Source organism: Acaryochloris sp. IP29b_bin.137 (assembly GCF_028285745.1).
GTDB lineage: Bacteria > Cyanobacteriota > Cyanobacteriia > Thermosynechococcales > Thermosynechococcaceae > Acaryochloris.
In genome coordinates this window covers 1-15,698 of the sequence record NZ_JANQOP010000069.1, presented here as the reverse complement: position 1 = coordinate 15,698, position 15,698 = coordinate 1, and the positions used below count along the sequence as shown (strand labels likewise).

General features: G+C 50.7%; 13 protein-coding genes and 1 tRNA gene. 9 read left to right on the top strand and 5 right to left on the bottom strand.

Annotation, left to right across the window (positions count from 1 at the left end):
- The first annotated feature begins 686 nt into the window (after positions 1 to 686).
- The 4 genes from Q0991_RS05195 to Q0991_RS05180 all read left to right on the top strand — a co-directional run bounded on the left by Q0991_RS05195 (position 687) and on the right by Q0991_RS05180 (position 7,565).
- Entirely contained in the window at positions 687 to 2,789 is a 2,103-nt protein-coding gene (locus tag Q0991_RS05195) for an FAD-dependent oxidoreductase (protein ID WP_299486138.1), read from the top strand.
- Between the two features lie 331 nt (positions 2,790 to 3,120).
- The gene (ftsH2, locus tag Q0991_RS05190; protein WP_299486136.1) at positions 3,121 to 5,013 is read left to right on the top strand and encodes an ATP-dependent zinc metalloprotease FtsH2; all 1,893 of its coding nucleotides are present in this window, start codon (positions 3,121 to 3,123) and stop codon (positions 5,011 to 5,013) included.
- A gap of 151 nt (positions 5,014 to 5,164) precedes the next feature.
- Positions 5,165 to 5,977: a carbon-nitrogen hydrolase family protein gene (locus tag Q0991_RS05185; RefSeq protein ID WP_299486134.1), complete on the top strand. Its 813-nt coding sequence runs from the start codon at positions 5,165 to 5,167 to the stop codon at positions 5,975 to 5,977.
- A gap of 130 nt (positions 5,978 to 6,107) precedes the next feature.
- Positions 6,108 to 7,565, top strand: coding sequence for a cation:proton antiporter (locus tag Q0991_RS05180; RefSeq protein ID WP_299486132.1), 1,458 nt, complete (start codon positions 6,108 to 6,110; stop codon positions 7,563 to 7,565).
- On the opposite strand, the gene Q0991_RS05175 is transcribed toward Q0991_RS05180, so the two are convergent.
- Positions 7,562 to 7,861 carry a hypothetical protein gene (locus tag Q0991_RS05175; RefSeq protein ID WP_299486130.1) on the bottom strand — a complete coding sequence of 100 codons (300 nt, stop codon included), beginning with the start codon at positions 7,859 to 7,861 and terminating at the stop codon, positions 7,562 to 7,564. The two genes, Q0991_RS05180 and Q0991_RS05175, sit on opposite strands and share 4 nt — an antisense overlap.
- Positions 7,862 to 7,864: 3 nt before the next feature.
- Here Q0991_RS05175 and Q0991_RS05170 point away from each other — a divergent pair, with 3 nt between their 5' ends.
- Positions 7,865 to 9,793, top strand: a complete 1,929-nt coding sequence (locus Q0991_RS05170) for an N-acetylmuramoyl-L-alanine amidase (RefSeq protein WP_299486128.1) — start codon at positions 7,865 to 7,867, stop codon at positions 9,791 to 9,793.
- Here the strand turns inward: Q0991_RS05170 and mdh are convergent.
- Together mdh and Q0991_RS05160 are read right to left on the bottom strand one after the other, a co-directional pair.
- Positions 9,790 to 10,755, bottom strand: a complete 966-nt coding sequence (gene mdh, locus Q0991_RS05165) for a malate dehydrogenase (protein WP_299486126.1) — start codon at positions 10,753 to 10,755, stop codon at positions 9,790 to 9,792. The genes Q0991_RS05170 and mdh overlap by 4 nt on opposite strands.
- Before the next feature lie 61 nt (positions 10,756 to 10,816).
- Entirely contained in the window at positions 10,817 to 11,026 is a 210-nt protein-coding gene (locus Q0991_RS05160) for an NAD(P)H-quinone oxidoreductase subunit O (protein ID WP_299486140.1), read from the bottom strand.
- Between the two features lie 252 nt (positions 11,027 to 11,278).
- On the opposite strand from Q0991_RS05160, the gene Q0991_RS05155 reads away from it, so the two are divergent.
- The gene (locus tag Q0991_RS05155; protein ID WP_299486124.1) at positions 11,279 to 11,746 is read left to right on the top strand and encodes a DUF4079 domain-containing protein; all 468 of its coding nucleotides are present in this window, start codon (positions 11,279 to 11,281) and stop codon (positions 11,744 to 11,746) included.
- Positions 11,747 to 11,902: 156 nt separating this feature from the next.
- Here the strand turns inward: Q0991_RS05155 and Q0991_RS05150 are convergent, their stop codons facing one another.
- A complete protein-coding gene (locus Q0991_RS05150; RefSeq protein WP_299486122.1) occupies positions 11,903 to 12,175 on the bottom strand; it encodes a BrnA antitoxin family protein in 273 nt (90 codons plus the stop codon).
- The gene (locus Q0991_RS05145; protein ID WP_299486120.1) at positions 12,138 to 12,416 is read right to left on the bottom strand and encodes a BrnT family toxin; all 279 of its coding nucleotides are present in this window, start codon (positions 12,414 to 12,416) and stop codon (positions 12,138 to 12,140) included. Before Q0991_RS05145 ends, Q0991_RS05150 begins: the two co-directional genes overlap by 38 nt.
- A gap of 328 nt (positions 12,417 to 12,744) precedes the next feature.
- On the opposite strand from Q0991_RS05145, the gene Q0991_RS05140 reads away from it, so the two are divergent.
- From Q0991_RS05140 to Q0991_RS05130, 3 genes are all read left to right on the top strand, one after another.
- Positions 12,745 to 13,218, top strand: coding sequence for a cupin domain-containing protein (locus Q0991_RS05140; protein ID WP_299486118.1), 474 nt, complete (start codon positions 12,745 to 12,747; stop codon positions 13,216 to 13,218).
- A 9-nt stretch (positions 13,219 to 13,227) separates the two neighbouring features.
- On the top strand, positions 13,228 to 15,492 hold the full coding sequence (locus Q0991_RS05135; protein WP_299486116.1) for a ComEC/Rec2 family competence protein: 2,265 nt from the start codon (positions 13,228 to 13,230) through the stop codon (positions 15,490 to 15,492).
- Between the two features lie 34 nt (positions 15,493 to 15,526).
- A tRNA-Ser gene (locus Q0991_RS05130) sits at positions 15,527 to 15,613 on the top strand.
- Positions 15,614 to 15,698: the final 85 nt, after the last annotated feature.

Below are 15,698 nucleotides of genomic sequence, written 5' to 3'. Positions count from 1 at the left end.
CAAAATCAGTCATAGTTTCCCATTTCAAGAGATCGATTAATTTATCCCCACAAACTGTCTTCCTGATTCTGGCGGTAGCGGTTAAACATCAAGCTAAACAGCTCCGTGGAATCGATAGACTAAATTAAATAAAACAAAGATAAATTTCAGAAAATTTACATAATTCATGGGTGGACGGAAATACCGACGACCAAACCAACATCAATGGCTGAGTCGATTTTTCATTTCGTTAATCGTACTTGCTAAAAAAAAGTGTGTGTGCCAAGCAGGGAAAGGCTTAAAACCCTGTCTCTGCCTGCAAGACCTTATTCTAACAGCAACGATTTTGAGGTGCCGAGTCGTCCATTGGCAGGGGGGTAAAAATGGGAATTTACCCATCAATTTTGATCGACATTCTATTGATGATGCTGCCTTTTCTCTAGATCTCCAAAGGCTGATTCCATAAGCATTTACTTGGTTTGAGCAGCGTCATCACTTTTGATTAACAACTGTAGAAAAACTGATCCTAAAGAAAATCTTTTATTTCGAGTTTTTCAGAGTTAAAACTTAAGTTTCTTTAACCTAAGAAATATGTTCTCTGTGTAAACAAATGTATCGCTATTCTTGCTGTATAACCTGTAGCTTCCCAAGCCATAATGCAATTGGCTTTCTAGCCTAGTTTTGAAGGGAAGCGTCCCAACCAGGACATGACAATGATGGGTAATGGCATCCTTGAAGCACATTTTTTTTCCCGACCCACCGCTGATCAGGAATTAATCACCCCCATCTTGATCGTAGGCGGATCGACAGCCGCCTATGCAGCTACCTTAGGCGCGTTACAAGCCGGGGGACAGGTCTGTTTAGTTCAGCCTCAGGTGGTTTTAGGGGGACAGTTCACCGCTCAAGGCTTACCGGCCTCTGATGATGGCAAGCTATTAACCCCCTATGAGCTCATTCCACCCGATCAACGAGATCTAAATCAGTTAAGGGATAGTGAGTACTTTGCATTGTCGCGATCGCAACGGCAATTCCGACAATGCCAACGTCAGCATCAATCCGTTGACCATCGAATTATTCGTAATCCGGGCGGCAGCTGGGTCAGTCACCTATCTGTTACGCCAATCGTTGCCTCAGACTGCCTCAATGCAGCGATTCGACCTTACCTAGAACAAGGCGTATTGACGCTAATCCCTTGGTCGATGCCGACTGAGGTGTTGATGACAGACGCCCCTCGACGCGTTATGGGCGTTCGCTTTGTGGATCAGCGCACCCGCCATCGATTCACGGTCAAGGCCCAAATCACCATTGAAGCCACCGATCTGGGAGATGTGCTTGAACTGGGAGCTATTCCCTCGCGAGTGGGGCAAGAATCTCGTGCCCAAACCCAGGAAGCGGCCTTACCTGAAGATCCTCGCCCGGAATGCCAGCAAGCGATTACGTTTTGCGCGGTGGTCGAACGGAGTGATCAAAACCAGCCACCCTTACCCCCTCCCTCTGGGTATGACCAGGAGCCATGGCTGCAATCCAGCGATTTTACCGATGAGTTTTGGATTCGCCAGCCGGATCAGTGGAAAAAGTATGACTTTTACGATCCCGACGGGATGTTCCGGTATCGTCGAGTGTATCGCAGCCAGGAGAGTGATGCTGTTCGGCCAGGCGATATCACGGTGCTGAACTGGGCAACGAGTCCCCTAGGGATAGATGGCGGACCACCGGATCCATCTGCCCCACTCGGATGTGGCAACGACTATCCCTGGGGTTGTTTGCTAGGGGGGACCTTAAAACAACGACAGGAAGAAGTGAAGCGGGCGCGCGATCGCACCCAGGCCTATCTCCACTATTTACAAACCCACGGCCACCCTGAACTCAAGCCCCGAGGCGATTTGACTTGGACCGATGATGGGATTGCCCTCGAACCTTATATCCGCGAAGCCCGTCGGGGCATTGCCCTCACCACCATTCGTCATGAAGATGTGGCGGCCAAGTTTTTCCCTCATCAGGTTCGCGCCCAAACGTTCACAGACAGCGTGGGCATTGGCCAGTATCACTATTTAGATGTCCACCCCAACCATGCCACAGGCCATGTAGAGCTGGGAGATGGTCACAATGCCTTACCCTTTACCCTGCCCCTATCCGCCTTAATTCCGATCGATACGGACGGGTTAATTCTGTCGGCAAAAAGCATTGGCACCACTCACATCACTAATGCAGCCTATCGGATGCATCCCATGGAATGGGCGATTGGTGAAGCGGGAGGGCATCTGGCTGCCTTTGCACTGCAGCAGAGCGTTACAGTACAGCAAGTGGCACAACAGCCGCAGCTTAGAGAACAGTTTCAGGATCACTTGGCCCAGCAGGGGATTCCACTCGTTTGGTTCAACGACGTGGGTCATGATGATCCAGATTTTGCAGCCATTCAAGTCCTTACTGTGCTCGGCATCCTCCCTATCGAGGATAGGCAAACCTTGAATTTTCTCCCTGAGGCTCCCATTGGCCGAGACCGATTCTATCTCTCTCTTGTAAAGGCATTAGGGTGGCATCTTGAATTGCCAAACGGCTCTTCCCTCAGTCTCGAGATTGCGATTCGGATCTTGATGGAGCGGGGAGCTAGGACTGATCCCAAGCGAGCTCGCTCTGGGTTGACCATCACGGTACGCGAAGTGGTGCAGTTAGTCGAGCAACTATCGTTGAGTCAGTTATGTGCAGATTTTGCAGATTTTGATCATGGGTTGACCGCAACAGAGCGGATGACCCACCGGTATACCGCTCGTCTTTTCTGGCGATTTCGACTCTCTACCACTTCATGTTGACCCTTAAGATGGCCGAGAGAGACATTGAATCGGACTAGCCTTCTCGATTGAGGTCCAATTATGGCGCTGGCATAGACCCTGGATACCGTAACCACCCCAGCTCCTCTAGTGAGAAGTCCAAGTCGGAGTTGTCCACCATCTGAGAATTAAGTTAAATTTAGTTAAGATTGATACTAGACTGATCTCTAATTGGCTGCAATCTGCGAGTTCAATTTTGAGAGCACTCTCCAGAAGTTTGCACCAGTCAGTTGAGATCGTTCTCGCATCGCCTCAGACATGCCAACTCACTCGCAGGGCTGTGCGTTGCTTTTACCGAAAAGGCCCATAAATAATGAAATCTTCTTGGAAAATTCTGCTTCTGTGGCTTTTGCCATCTTTAATGATTGTCTTCTTCCTTTGGCAAGGAGTGTTTGCCCCTGCTGCGTCCACTACTCCAGAGGCGAGCAATGCTGCAAACTCGCGAATGACTTATGGTCGGTTCCTGGACTATCTAGAAGCGGGTCGCATTCAGAAGGTCGACCTGTTCGATGGTGGCCAAACCGCCATCATTGAGACTACAGATATGGAAATTGGTGGTCCTGTGCAGCGCGTTCGAGTCGCCCTTCCAGGCTCAGCGCCTCAACTAATCGCCAAATTACGGGAAGATAAAGTTGACTTCGACATCCACCCTGAACGCAATACCGGTGCTGTCTGGGGTTTGCTGGGTAATCTGATTTTCCCTGTATTCCTGATTGTGGGTCTTTTCTTTATTTTTCGCCGGTCCAGTAATGTGCCCGGAGGCCCTGGACAGGCCATGAACTTTGGAAAGTCTAAAGCGCGCTTTCAAATGGAAGCCCAGACCGGGGTAATGTTTGATGATGTCGCTGGGGTTGAAGAAGCGAAAGAAGAACTCGAAGAAGTCGTCACCTTTCTCAAAAAGCCAGAAAAATTCACAGCCGTTGGCGCTCGAATTCCCAAAGGTGTTTTGCTGGTTGGTCCTCCGGGAACGGGTAAGACTTTACTTGCCAAAGCCATTGCAGGGGAAGCAGGTGTCCCTTTCTTCAGCATCTCTGGTTCGGAATTTGTAGAGATGTTTGTGGGAGTCGGTGCCTCTCGGGTGCGGGATCTGTTTAAGAAAGCAAAGGAAAATGCTCCCTGTATTATCTTTATTGATGAAATTGACGCTGTTGGTCGCCAACGGGGTGCGGGTATTGGCGGTGGTAATGATGAACGGGAGCAAACCCTTAACCAGCTCTTAACGGAGATGGATGGTTTTGAAGGCAATACCGGCATTATTATCCTTGCGGCGACCAACCGACCTGATGTCCTTGATAACGCCTTGCTTCGCCCCGGTCGCTTTGACCGTCAAGTCACGGTGGATGCCCCCGATATCAAGGGTCGCCTAGAAATTCTGTCCGTTCATGCTCGTGACAAGAAGTTAGCTGAAGAAGTGTCCTTAAAGTCGATTGCCCGCCGTACTCCTGGCTTTACCGGGGCTGACCTTGCTAACTTGCTGAATGAAGCGGCAATTTTGACCGCTCGCCGTCGCAAAGAAGCGATTACCCTAACTGAGATTGATGATGCGGTTGATCGAGTGGTCGCTGGGATGGAAGGCACTCCCCTCGTCGATAGCAAAAGCAAGCGACTCATTGCCTATCACGAAATTGGTCATGCCATTGTTGGCTCCTTGATGAAAGAGCACGATCCCGTGCAAAAAGTCACCCTTATCCCTCGGGGTCAAGCCCAAGGTCTCACCTGGTTTACCCCTTCGGAAGAACAGGAATTGGTGTCGAGATCGCAACTCAAAGCCCGGATGGCCGGAGCCATGGGGGGGCGTGCTGCTGAGCAAGTGGTGTTTGGTGATGCAGAAGTGACCACCGGTGCTGGGGGGGACCTGCAGCAGGTAACCGGCATGGCTCGACAAATGGTGACCCGATTCGGCATGTCTGACTTAGGTCCCCTGTCTTTAGAAGGGCAACAAGGCGATGTCTTCCTCGGTCGAGATCTAGTTTCTCGCTCAGAGTATTCTGACGAAATCGCGGCTCGCATTGATGCTCAAGTCCGCGAACTGATTCAGCATGCCTATGAAGAGGCCATTCATATTGTCCGGGAACACCGAGCCGCAGTGGATCGATTGGTTGACCTCCTAGTGGAGAAGGAAACCATCGATGGTGAAGAGTTACGTCATATTCTGGCCGAATACACGACGGTGCCAGAGAAGGAACGCTATGTTCCCCAGCTATAAGTTCGAACACTAGTGAATGATTCCGAAGGGGGTGAGTTAGACTCACCCCCTTTTGGCGCAAATATGTTCTTTTACGAGGATCTCTTGACGAGGATGGTCCGCAAAGCTTTACGATGAGTTAGTTTATGCCTTTCATCGTTCGCCACACGCTATGAAGCCCTACCTTGCTGCCGCAGTTCAAATGACCAGTTTGCCAGATTTACATAAAAATTTGGCTCAAGCAACGGACTTAATTGAGCTTGCAGTACGCCGGGGAGCCGAGTTAGTCAGCTTACCCGAGAATTTCTCCTTCTTAGGCGATGAAGCGGCCAAAATTGAGCAGGCTGAGACCATCGGCCTTGAGTCTGAAAAATTCCTCAAAACCATGGCTCAGCGGTTCCAAATCACCATTTTGGGCGGTGGATATCCCGTCCCAGCTGAGGCAGGCAAAGTCTATAATACCGCCCTACTCGTCGCTCCTAACGGTCAAGAGTTGGCCCGCTACCATAAAGTCCATCTCTTCGACGTCGAGCTACCAGACGGCAATATTTATCACGAGTCGGGTATCGTTCTAGCGGGCTCGGAAATTCCCTCGATTTACCCATCCCCTAATTACGGCAATCTCGGACTTTCTGTTTGTTACGACGTCCGCTTTCCTGAGTTTTATCGGGCCTTGTCCAAGGCGGGTGCAGATGTGTTGTTTGTGCCAGCTGCATTTACGGCATTTACAGGCAAAGATCATTGGCAAGTGTTGCTCCAAGCCCGCGCCATTGAAAACACAACTTACGTGATTGCTCCTGCCCAAACCGGCTTCCACAATTCTCGCCGACAGTCTCATGGCCATGCTTTGATTGTAGATCCATGGGGCGTTGTCCTAGCAGATGCCAGTATTGAGCCTGGGGTGGCCGTTGCGGCCATTGAACCCTCCCGATTGGATCAGGTGCGTCAACAAATGCCTTGTTTGAATCACCGCGTTTTTGGTTAAGTCTTTGGGCTCTCCGTAGCCCACGAGGTATGAACGGCAGGATATTCTGCAATCTGCTACGGTTTGGGCAGTGTCGGTCAGTTAGGCAGACTGGCGCCGGATTGATAAGCTCTCCCTATTCCTAAAATTCATGGCTGATGTATTGATTCCTTCGATGACAACGGTGGCAGGACTATTTTCCCTAACTGATGTTGCCCCCCTGCTTCCTTTCGCTGAGGTGGGTGGCGAAGCCAATGTGGGGGCCGAAGCAGCGCCACTGATTTTGGCGGGTGTGTTACTCAGCCTTATGGTGATTTACCTGGCTAGTAAGGTCGGGGGAGAGCTCTGTGCTCGGATCAACCTGCCCCCCGTCCTTGGAGAGTTAGTCGGAGGGGTCGCTGTTGGGGTTTCAGCCCTGCATTTGCTGATGTTTCCAGAAGCGGGTGCAGTAGAAGCCGCCCCTTCTGTTTTGGTCAGTTTTTTAGGGACAACGACAGGAGCGGGGACTGAAACTGCGATCGCAGTTTCGCAAACTTACAGCGAAGTGATCTCCGTTCTGGCTGAGCTTGGAGTTGTTGTTCTGCTATTTGAAATCGGCTTAGAGTCAGATCTGCAAGAACTGATTCGGGTGGGTCCCCAAGCGGCCATTGTGGCGGTGGTCGGTGTGGTCGCTCCTTTTGTAACGGGTACATTAGGGCTGATCTATCTCTTTCATATGACGGCTATCCCTGCCATTTTTGCAGGAGCTGCCCTGACGGCGACGAGCATCGGCATAACGGCCAAAGTGCTGGCGGAACTGCAACAGCTTAGCTCCGAGGAAGGCCAGATCATTATTGGTGCAGCCGTCCTAGACGACGTGCTAGGCATCATCGTTCTGGCGGTGGTCGCAAGCCTGGCAAAAACCGGTGAAGTAGAAATCTCCAACATTGTGTACTTGGTGATTAGCTCCGTCGTCTTTTTAGTGGGCTCGATTGTTCTAGGGCGTTTCTTCAGTCCCTACTTTGTGGCCTTGGTTGACAAGCTGCAAACCCGAGGGGATCTACTTCTGTCGTCCTTGATCGTTGTGTTCTTCCTGTCCTACATTGCCACGGCCATTCACTTGGAAGCCATCCTAGGGGCATTTACCGCTGGATTAGTCCTAGCAGAAACCGACAAACATAAGGAGCTAGAGGAACAGGTAATCCCCCTTGCAGATATGTTTGTCCCCATCTTTTTTGTCTGTGTGGGGGCCAAGACAGATGTTAGTGTTCTCAACCCGCTGGTACCAGAGAATCGCGAAGGCTTAGTCATTGCCGCATTTTTGATTATTGTTGCTATTATTGGCAAAGTGATCACAGGATTCACTATTTTGGGGCAACCTGAGATTAATCGTCTAGCCATTGGCGTAGGGATGATTCCCAGGGGAGAAGTTGGACTGGTATTCGCCGGTGTTGGTTCAGCGAGTGGCGCTTTATCGCGTCCGCTGGAAGCCGCCATCATTGTCATGGTGATTTTGACAACATTTGTAGCACCACCTATGCTGCGCGTTGTATTTCAGTCATCCAATTCAGGTGAACCAGCCTTGAGTGCAGAGGTTGCTTCTGCGACGGCTGAAGATATTGAGACTTAACTCAATATCCTGGCCACCAGGACGCGGTTTGAACGCAAACCACCGCAACTGCCCTGCTCAATATAGATGATGTGATGCCTGAGCAAACCTGGGTCGAGGCTAGAGCGCTGTAACCACCCAATCGAGTATCTAATGCCGTTATTGGGGGGCAGCCGCCAGTCATCACAGAAACTTTGAGGCCCAATTGGGCGTCCCTGAGCTTGCAGACTGGCATACCCCTTGTGCGGATCTAGGCGAGCGCTCCTGCGTTGAGACAGCTTGAAAGTGTTAGGGGGTCGATTTATCCATGGAGACATTGCATGCGCCACCATTTATCATCTATCGATAAACAAAGGAGGATAACTCACTCTGTACGCTGGTTACTGCCCAGTTTGTGTGGACTATTTCTAAGCTGTTTGCCCGCAGAAGCGATCCAACTCCAATCCTGGCGTTTTGATCCATCGCAAAATCGCCTAGAATTCACAACGGATGAAGAAATCCGACCTCGCGTCCAACTGATTCCTAACCCAACTCGGTTGGTGGTTGACTTGCCGGGAATCGTCTTGGGGCAGCGCACCTTAAAACGGAGTTTAGGGAGCCAGTTCCGCTCCGTACGCCTGGGACAAGTCAATGCCCAAACGGCTCGGATTGTGGTGGAATTGGATCCGGCCTACACCCTCGATCCGCAACAAGTCAAAGTGGAGGGGTCTTCTCCTACCAACTGGTCGATCAATTTACCGACACCTAAGCGGTGGCAACCCTCTACTAATGCTGACAATACGCCCCAACCCGTAGCATCAACCCCAGCGCCACTGCCGCCATCACGTGTCCAGCCGAAGCCTACGTCATCGTCCCCAATCGTCGCTACCAACCCCTCAGCCCCACCCCTACAAATCGCTCAAAGCTCGTCGGGGATTAACGATATTTTAGTAACTGTCGATGGTCTGTTTCTGCCGACCAAAAAGAGTAAGCCTAAGGTAAACATTAAGCGCAGCCGCAATAAAAAAGAGATTACATTCAAGATCTCTGGCACGACCATTGCCCCACAACTGGCAAAGACCTTCACGCCGGGGTATCACGGCATTAAAAGTATGACCTTTAAGTCCGTGTCCGATTCGGAAGCAGAGCTGCTGCTGACGGTCGATCGAGACAGCCCAGACTGGATGGCAAGTGTCAGTCGGTTCAGCGGCATTGTCCTCCTGCCCAAAGGCGGTCCATCCGCCAACCGTTCAGCCCGCCGACCGGGGACAACTGTTAGTTTAGTCTCCCCCAAGCGGCCCACCCCTTCCACAGCTTCAACCAGTCGAATTAATACGGTTCGTCGTATCGATCTAGGCGGTCGGCAGCTCCTGATTCAAGCCGATCAACCGATCTCTTACAGCACCCGTTGGTCTGGCCGCGCTTATCAAATTACGATTAACTCTGCCAAACTAGCCGATGACTTAAGAAAGCCACGTTTAGGCTCTGGCAGTCCCTTATCTGACATTACCGTTACGGAGTCGGATCGCGATACGGTCACCATTTTGGCCAAGCCCAGTACAAATGTCAGAGTGACGGGCGTTCAACGACTATCGAACCAGTCGATTGCCCTTAATCTACTCCGGCCGGGACAACGCCCGATTACTCGCATTCCCAGTAATCCTTTTCCCTCATCCACAAAATCACCACCTCCTGTTACGGGGCAACCGGTTCGGGGGCGCAAAGTCATTGTGATTGATCCCGGCCATGGTGGACCCGATCCAGGCGCAATTGGCATTGGCGGCTTAAGGGAAACCAATGTTGTCCTGGATATTAGCCTAGAAGTCTCTCGCATTCTTCAGCGCCATGGGGTTGTGGTGTATCTCACCCGGACGCGAGAAGTGGATGTTGATCTTCCTCCTCGTGTCCGGTTAGCAGAGAGGGTCAGGGCCACTGCTTTCGTCAGTATCCATGCCAATGCGATCAGTATGAGTCGTCCCGATGTGAATGGTTTAGAGACTTACCATGCCCCAGGGGCTCGCTTAGGATCCCGCTTAGCCCGCACGGTTCATAATACGATTCTGCGCAGCTTAAGAATGCCCGATCGGAGAGTCAGAGCGGCTCGTTTCTATGTGATTCGTAAGACTTCTATGCCAGCGATTTTGGTCGAAACGGGTTTCCTGACTGGCGCCCAAGATATTGTCCGCCTGAGAAATCCGGCCTGGCGTAAACGCATGGCGCAAGCCATTGCCCAGGGAATTCTCAATTATTTGAACGGTCGCTATAACTAGGGGGTGAGCAAGGTTTGCGCGGTGGCAATGTGCTGCCGGACTGCCTGGGCTGATGTCTGCAATGACTGTTCATCCGTTGCAGATAAATCGAGTTCCAATACCTTGGCCACTCCTTGACGGCTCAGACAGGTAGGGACTCCCAAGAAAATATCGGACAGCCCATATTGTCCGTTCAGATAGGCTGCTGCAGGCAAAATGCGGGAGCGATTAAATAAAATGGATTCCACCATTAAAGATGCCGACGAGGCGGGGGCAAAATAGGCGCTACCCGCTTGCATAAGGCTGACGATTTCTGCACCGCCATTACGGGTTCGCTCGACGAGTCGCTGAATGGTTGCCTTGTCCATCAATTCAGTAATGGGAATGCCACTAACGGTGGAGTAGCGGGGTAGGGGCACCATCAAATCGCCATGTCCCCCCAGCACCATGGCATGAACGTTGGCAATTGAGACTTTGAGTTCTAGAGCAATAAAGGTCTCAAACCGGGCGGCATCTAAAACACCTGCCATGCCGACGACGCGTTCTGGGGGTAATCCACTCGCCTGCCAAGCCAGATAGGTCATCACATCTAAAGGGTTGGTGACCACCATCAAGATAGCGTTGGGCGATGAGGCAATCGCTTGGCGAGTGACATCGGTAATAATCTGGGCATTCACCTTGAGTAGATCGTCGCGACTCATTCCGGGTTTACGAGGGAGGCCAGCCGTAATCACGATGACATCTGAGTTTTGGGTATCGGCATAGTCGGCTGTGCCGATAATGGTGCGGTCATGATGCTCGACGCCGCGCGCTTCCATTAAATCCAGAGCTAATCCTTGGGGGCGACCCGCCTGAATATCGAGTAGCACGACGTCGGCAATATTCTTTTCGACGATTCGCTGTCCCAAGGTACTGCCGACATTGCCCGCTCCCACAATGGTGACGCGGGGGGCTTGCATTCCCGGTAAGCAGGTGAGATCCATATCTCTATTGTGGTGGGATAAGATGCGATCGCACTTAATCCGTAACCAATCGTTGAGATGATTAGGCCGCTTCTAGCTGATCCACTCGGAGCCAAACCGTTGGTGCAGGCACGCGAAACTGAATCTGGGCATAGTCACCCTTAATCTCTAGTACTTCTCCGGTGCCCTCGAATACATAGGGCGGCAAGCGACGATCGCTGGCCTTGGCCTCTACGCTATTCTCAAATTTTTTGGGAACGATACGGACCAGACTTCCTTTCTTTACAGCCATAATTGCGGGTAACTTTACCAAAGTGAGAGCCATCGCCATTGTAGTCGCTTTCCTTACCCTGATCCTAACTTCGGTGATTCGCACCACTGATTAACCATCTAAGAGAGTCGCAAGTTGGGGCTGTTTTTCCTGCGTCCCAACCATTCGCTAGAAATCATTACACTTAGAAATCGTAGCGGCTATATTTACCCGTTTGAGGGGAATCGCGCTGCCTTGAGAACACTGCCGAAACCTTGAAGGAGCACAATAAAGATGGAAGAACTACTAGCCCCCATCGCGGGATTTTTTCAAAGCTTAGGACTGCCTGAGCCAATCGTGCATTGGGGGCACCCCACCATGATGGGAATTGTGGTGTTTGTAATGGGTTCCTATGCGGGTGTCAAAGGCTGGCAAGGCCGTCTTGCCACAGATGTAGCAGTTAAAACGAAAAACCGCTCTGCTCATGCTCAAGTGGTGCCCTGGATGTTTTTGTTTATCGTCTTGGGATATACCGGAGGCGTACTGTCTTTGGTGATGCAGGAGCAACCGATTTTCGAGAGTCCTCACTTCTGGTCGGGTACCGCTGTAATTGGTTTATTGGCAACTAATGCTGTACTGTCTCTCAGCAATTTTTGGGGAGAAACGAGTTTTCGCTCTGCCCATGCTTATATTGGTAGCTCTGCACTAGTTCTGCTGGTTGTCCATACGCTACTGGGCTTGAAACTCGGTTTATCGTTCTAACCTGTTTAGGCATTACAATCAATCACCTTCATTAGGCCCTTCCATCATTCTTCCCAGAATGGAAGGGCACAGTAAGTCAAGAGAATCGAGTATCCGAGTGTAGCCATTCGTCAGATCGACACTTGGGTAAGATAAAGGCTTGAGATAACCCTGCACTTATTGCTGTCCAGAGGCTGTAGCTATGTGACTCCGTAATACCTTATTAATGAGTCTTTGATATTGATCCCCTTGAGATTCAAACCATTGCAGGACATCAGGGTCCAAACGTACTAGGTTCTTTGCTTGATCTGCTGGGATATGCAGTGCAGCTCGCTCAAAAAACTCATCTGTTAACGGTGGAATATCTGAATAGTCGATATCCTCGTCTGAGTTGGTTCCTAATGCTGCCCAGTTAGTACGAGAGGTATTGTTCAAATTTTTTCCGTTCATGGCGGTTGGCTCTTCGCGTAGAAATAATACGAATGACGTCACTTTGGGGTTCTGCCCAGACGACTACCACAACACCAGGACTCAAAAGGCCAATCCCAATCCAACGATCTTCGCCATAGTCAAAACGCTTATCAACTTCGATCAGCATGTCGTTCTCAAAAACAACCGGAACATCTAAAAAGTCAATGCCGTGTTTTTGAATATTGACCAGGTTTTTGGTTTCATCCCACTCAAATCGCATGAGACATCAAACAATGCCCATCGCTCTAACTTCATTATGGATCACTTCTTTAAGTCATTTGCCTCAAAAATGTCTGAAATTTCCGAAGTCGGGCAATAGATATCAAAAATATGAGCTACGATTTACAAAATTCACAGATATGTGAGCATGAACAAAACTAATGGCCTCCAATGATGGGATAAGAAGAGATATTTTGCAAAATATCTCTGAATAAAATCGCTATACTTCTTCTTTTGTAGAATATTAAAGATATCAGATACTTAGCTTGACCTTCGGACACCCCTACCAAGAAAGGACGAAGCGTCACACCTGACTCAAGAGTGTAGCCATGATTCTCACACACCCTTTAGTATCAGCCTCCACCATTCAAGAGTCTCCCGAACAATGCTTTCAACATCCCTTGAATTCCAATGCAGTTCGATATACTAAATCCATTGGCGATTGGGTAGGGCTTGAGCGACTGGGCATACATTTGGTTAGAGTAGAGCCCGGTCGGGATACAACGCAGTTTCATTATCATCATCAAGAAGAAGAATTTATTTATATCCTCTCGGGACGTGGGATTGCTGCTATTGGTGAAGCTGAAGATGAAGTGGGTCCAGGCGACTTTATGGGATTTACAGCCCCGTCCCAGCCCCATAGTTTATCTAATCCCTTTGACCAAGATTTGGTCTATTTGATGGGGGGAGAACGACGCTCTGTCGATATCTGTGACTATCCCAAACTACAGCAGCGCTTAATTCGCAACGGTGAAGACCGCCAACTCTACAATTGGGATGATCGACAGCAATTTGAGACCTAAACGAAGGTGTTGAACGGGGCCATTCTCTGTATCGCCTGGATAGTTGGCTTACTCTCCACCGCTCACTCTAACGGCTGGATGGGGTTGTTGGGCTTAGGACTGGGGCTGATAGGAATGCGAGTGCTCAGTTTACGAACACCCTGGCCGCTTCTTTATCCCTGGCGACGAGGCCCAAGAGTCGCTTTTTGGCTATTGGCTCTGGCCATAGCACTGTTGGCTAGCTTGTATTTTTTCCTCCGTATCCCAACACCCGGATCAAGAGATATCAGTCGAATCGTCCCTGAAGTCTCGCGATCTCCAGTGACGATTACAGGGACAATCAAAACCATGCCTCGTCTGACGCGCAGTCAAACCGTTCAGTTTCAGCTTCAGGCGCTCAAACTACAAGCCAAGCCGACTCAAAAAACGGTGCGCGGACTGCTCTATGTATCCTTGCCTCCAAAGCAGGGAAAAGACCTGCACCCAGGGCAGCGAGTGGAAGTGTCGGGCTATCTTTACAAGCCTCGCCGCTCCGCTACGCCCCAGGGCTTTGACTTTGAAGATTATCTGACCCGCTCCGGTATTTTCGCAGGTTTGCGAGGTAAAACCGTTACGGTCAAGCAGTCTGGAGGAACTTGGGGCGGATGGGCGGTGCGGCAGCGCATTGTGCGATCGCATGCCCGATTCCTGGGACCCGAGAAAGGCGCGCTCGTCAGTGCGATGGTCTTGGGCCATCGTCGGGTCAATTTACCCTTTGATCTACGCAATCGTTTTGTCAAAGTCGGTTTAGCCCATGCCCTAGCCGCTTCAGGGTTCCATGTTTCCATCATTCTCGCGGGACTGCTAAAGGCCACGGATCACCTGTCGCCGCCGACTCAGTTTCTCTCTGGGCTAATCGGCTTGATCGTGTTTATCTTCTTGAGTGGATTTGAGCCCTCGGTTTTCCGTGCGGTCTTAATGGGCATGGCTGGTTTGGCTGCCGTGGCGACGAACCAAAAGTTGAACCCAGTCGGCGTATTGCTGTTAGTGGCCGTTGGGCTGCTAGTCATCCAGCCCCAATGGATCTGGGATTTGGGGTTCCAGCTCAGCTTTTTAGCGACCTTGGGACTGATTGTGACGGTGCCGCCCCTAACTCAACGATTGGATTGGTTACCGCCTGCGATCGCATCCCTATTCGCAGTCCCTATCGCCGCTATGCTGTGGACCTTGCCCTTACAGCTCTATCAGTTTGGGATTGCCCCAATTTATTGTTTGCTGGCTAATATTTTCACAACGCCGCTGCTGATTCTGCTAACTGCAGGTGGATTTTGCAGCGGTATCATAGCAGTTGTTTGGCCTTGGGCAGGGGGTCTACTGGCTTGGCTGCTGGCGATACCTACCCAAGGACTGATTTGGCTGGTCACTCAGATCAGCGAGTTACCGGGAGCCTCCTTAACCCTCGGAACCCTCTCCATTTGGCAATTAGTCCTGCTCTATGGGCTGCTGGTGTCGGCATGGCTCTTACCAATTGGGAAGCAACGTTTACCGCTATTGATGACCTTGGCCGTAGGCATCATCATCCTGCCCATTTGGCATCATCAAGTTCATCGCTTCCAAATAACGATTTTTGACCGGGCCACACCGCCGATGATGGTGATCCAGCAACCCGGATCGACGCTGGTATTGAATAGTGGCGATCGCAACACCGCATCCCAAACCCTCGTTCCTTTTTTACAACGTCAGGGCATTGATCAAGTGGACCTAGCCTTAGCTACAGACCTACGGCCTCGCTGGCGAGAAGGATGGCCAGAATTACTCCAGCAACTCTCTGTAAAAAAGCTGATTCCCATTTCTTTAACCGACAACACCGCATTGCAAGAGTGGATTCTCAAATCCCAGGCCCAACCGGAGCAGCTACGTTCACTCCAAATCGGGGAACAGCTGATTCAAAACCAAACTCAAATCAGCGTGTTGCGGCACCAACCGACTTTGCTACAGTTCACCATCAATCAGCAAAAATGGCTGATGGTTGCAGGTCGATATCAAGGATTATTGCCTTGGTTACAAACGACCCAGGTCCTTTCCCCTCAGGTACTATGGTGGTCCACCAAGGTTGATCTAGAAGTCATCAACCAGCTGCAACCCCAAGCCCTTATTCTCACATCTCGCCATATCGATGCCGAAAGCTTGAGCCAGTTAGAACGCCGAATCCCCCAAGTCTATTGGACCCCCAGAGATGGGGCTGTGCAGTGGAACCGCGATCGCGGTTTTGAATCCACCTTCCCCTTGAGTGAAAATCCGGCTTCTCCCCTGTAGAATAGGCGTTAGACTAAACCAACAACCCCAACCTGGAGAGGTGGCAGAGTGGTTGAATGCGGCAGACTCGAAATCTGTTTTAGGGTCAAACCTAACGGGGGTTCGAATCCCCCCCTCTCCGTTCTATAACTAAATATTGGTAAGCCCCCGGCTCTGCCGGGGAGACTCTCGTAGGTTTGACCGGGTGCAACGGTAGAAAATTCTCC

Excerpts from the sequence above, each read along its gene's own strand:
- Q0991_RS05195 (WP_299486138.1), top strand. The coding sequence starts at position 687 with ATGACAATGATGGGTAATGGCATCCTTGAAGCACATTTTTTTTCCCGA.
- ftsH2 (WP_299486136.1), top strand. The coding sequence starts at position 3,121 with ATGAAATCTTCTTGGAAAATTCTGCTTCTGTGGCTTTTGCCATCTTTA.
- Q0991_RS05185 (WP_299486134.1), top strand. The coding sequence starts at position 5,165 with ATGAAGCCCTACCTTGCTGCCGCAGTTCAAATGACCAGTTTGCCAGAT.
- Q0991_RS05180 (WP_299486132.1), top strand. The coding sequence starts at position 6,108 with ATGGCTGATGTATTGATTCCTTCGATGACAACGGTGGCAGGACTATTT.
- Q0991_RS05175 (WP_299486130.1), bottom strand. The coding sequence starts at position 7,861 with ATGTCTCCATGGATAAATCGACCCCCTAACACTTTCAAGCTGTCTCAA.
- Q0991_RS05170 (WP_299486128.1), top strand. The coding sequence starts at position 7,865 with ATGCGCCACCATTTATCATCTATCGATAAACAAAGGAGGATAACTCAC.
- mdh (WP_299486126.1), bottom strand. The coding sequence starts at position 10,755 with ATGGATCTCACCTGCTTACCGGGAATGCAAGCCCCCCGCGTCACCATT.
- Q0991_RS05160 (WP_299486140.1), bottom strand. The coding sequence starts at position 11,026 with ATGGCTGTAAAGAAAGGAAGTCTGGTCCGTATCGTTCCCAAAAAATTT.
- Q0991_RS05155 (WP_299486124.1), top strand. The coding sequence starts at position 11,279 with ATGGAAGAACTACTAGCCCCCATCGCGGGATTTTTTCAAAGCTTAGGA.
- Q0991_RS05150 (WP_299486122.1), bottom strand. The coding sequence starts at position 12,175 with ATGAACGGAAAAAATTTGAACAATACCTCTCGTACTAACTGGGCAGCA.
- Q0991_RS05145 (WP_299486120.1), bottom strand. The coding sequence starts at position 12,416 with ATGCGATTTGAGTGGGATGAAACCAAAAACCTGGTCAATATTCAAAAA.
- Q0991_RS05140 (WP_299486118.1), top strand. The coding sequence starts at position 12,745 with ATGATTCTCACACACCCTTTAGTATCAGCCTCCACCATTCAAGAGTCT.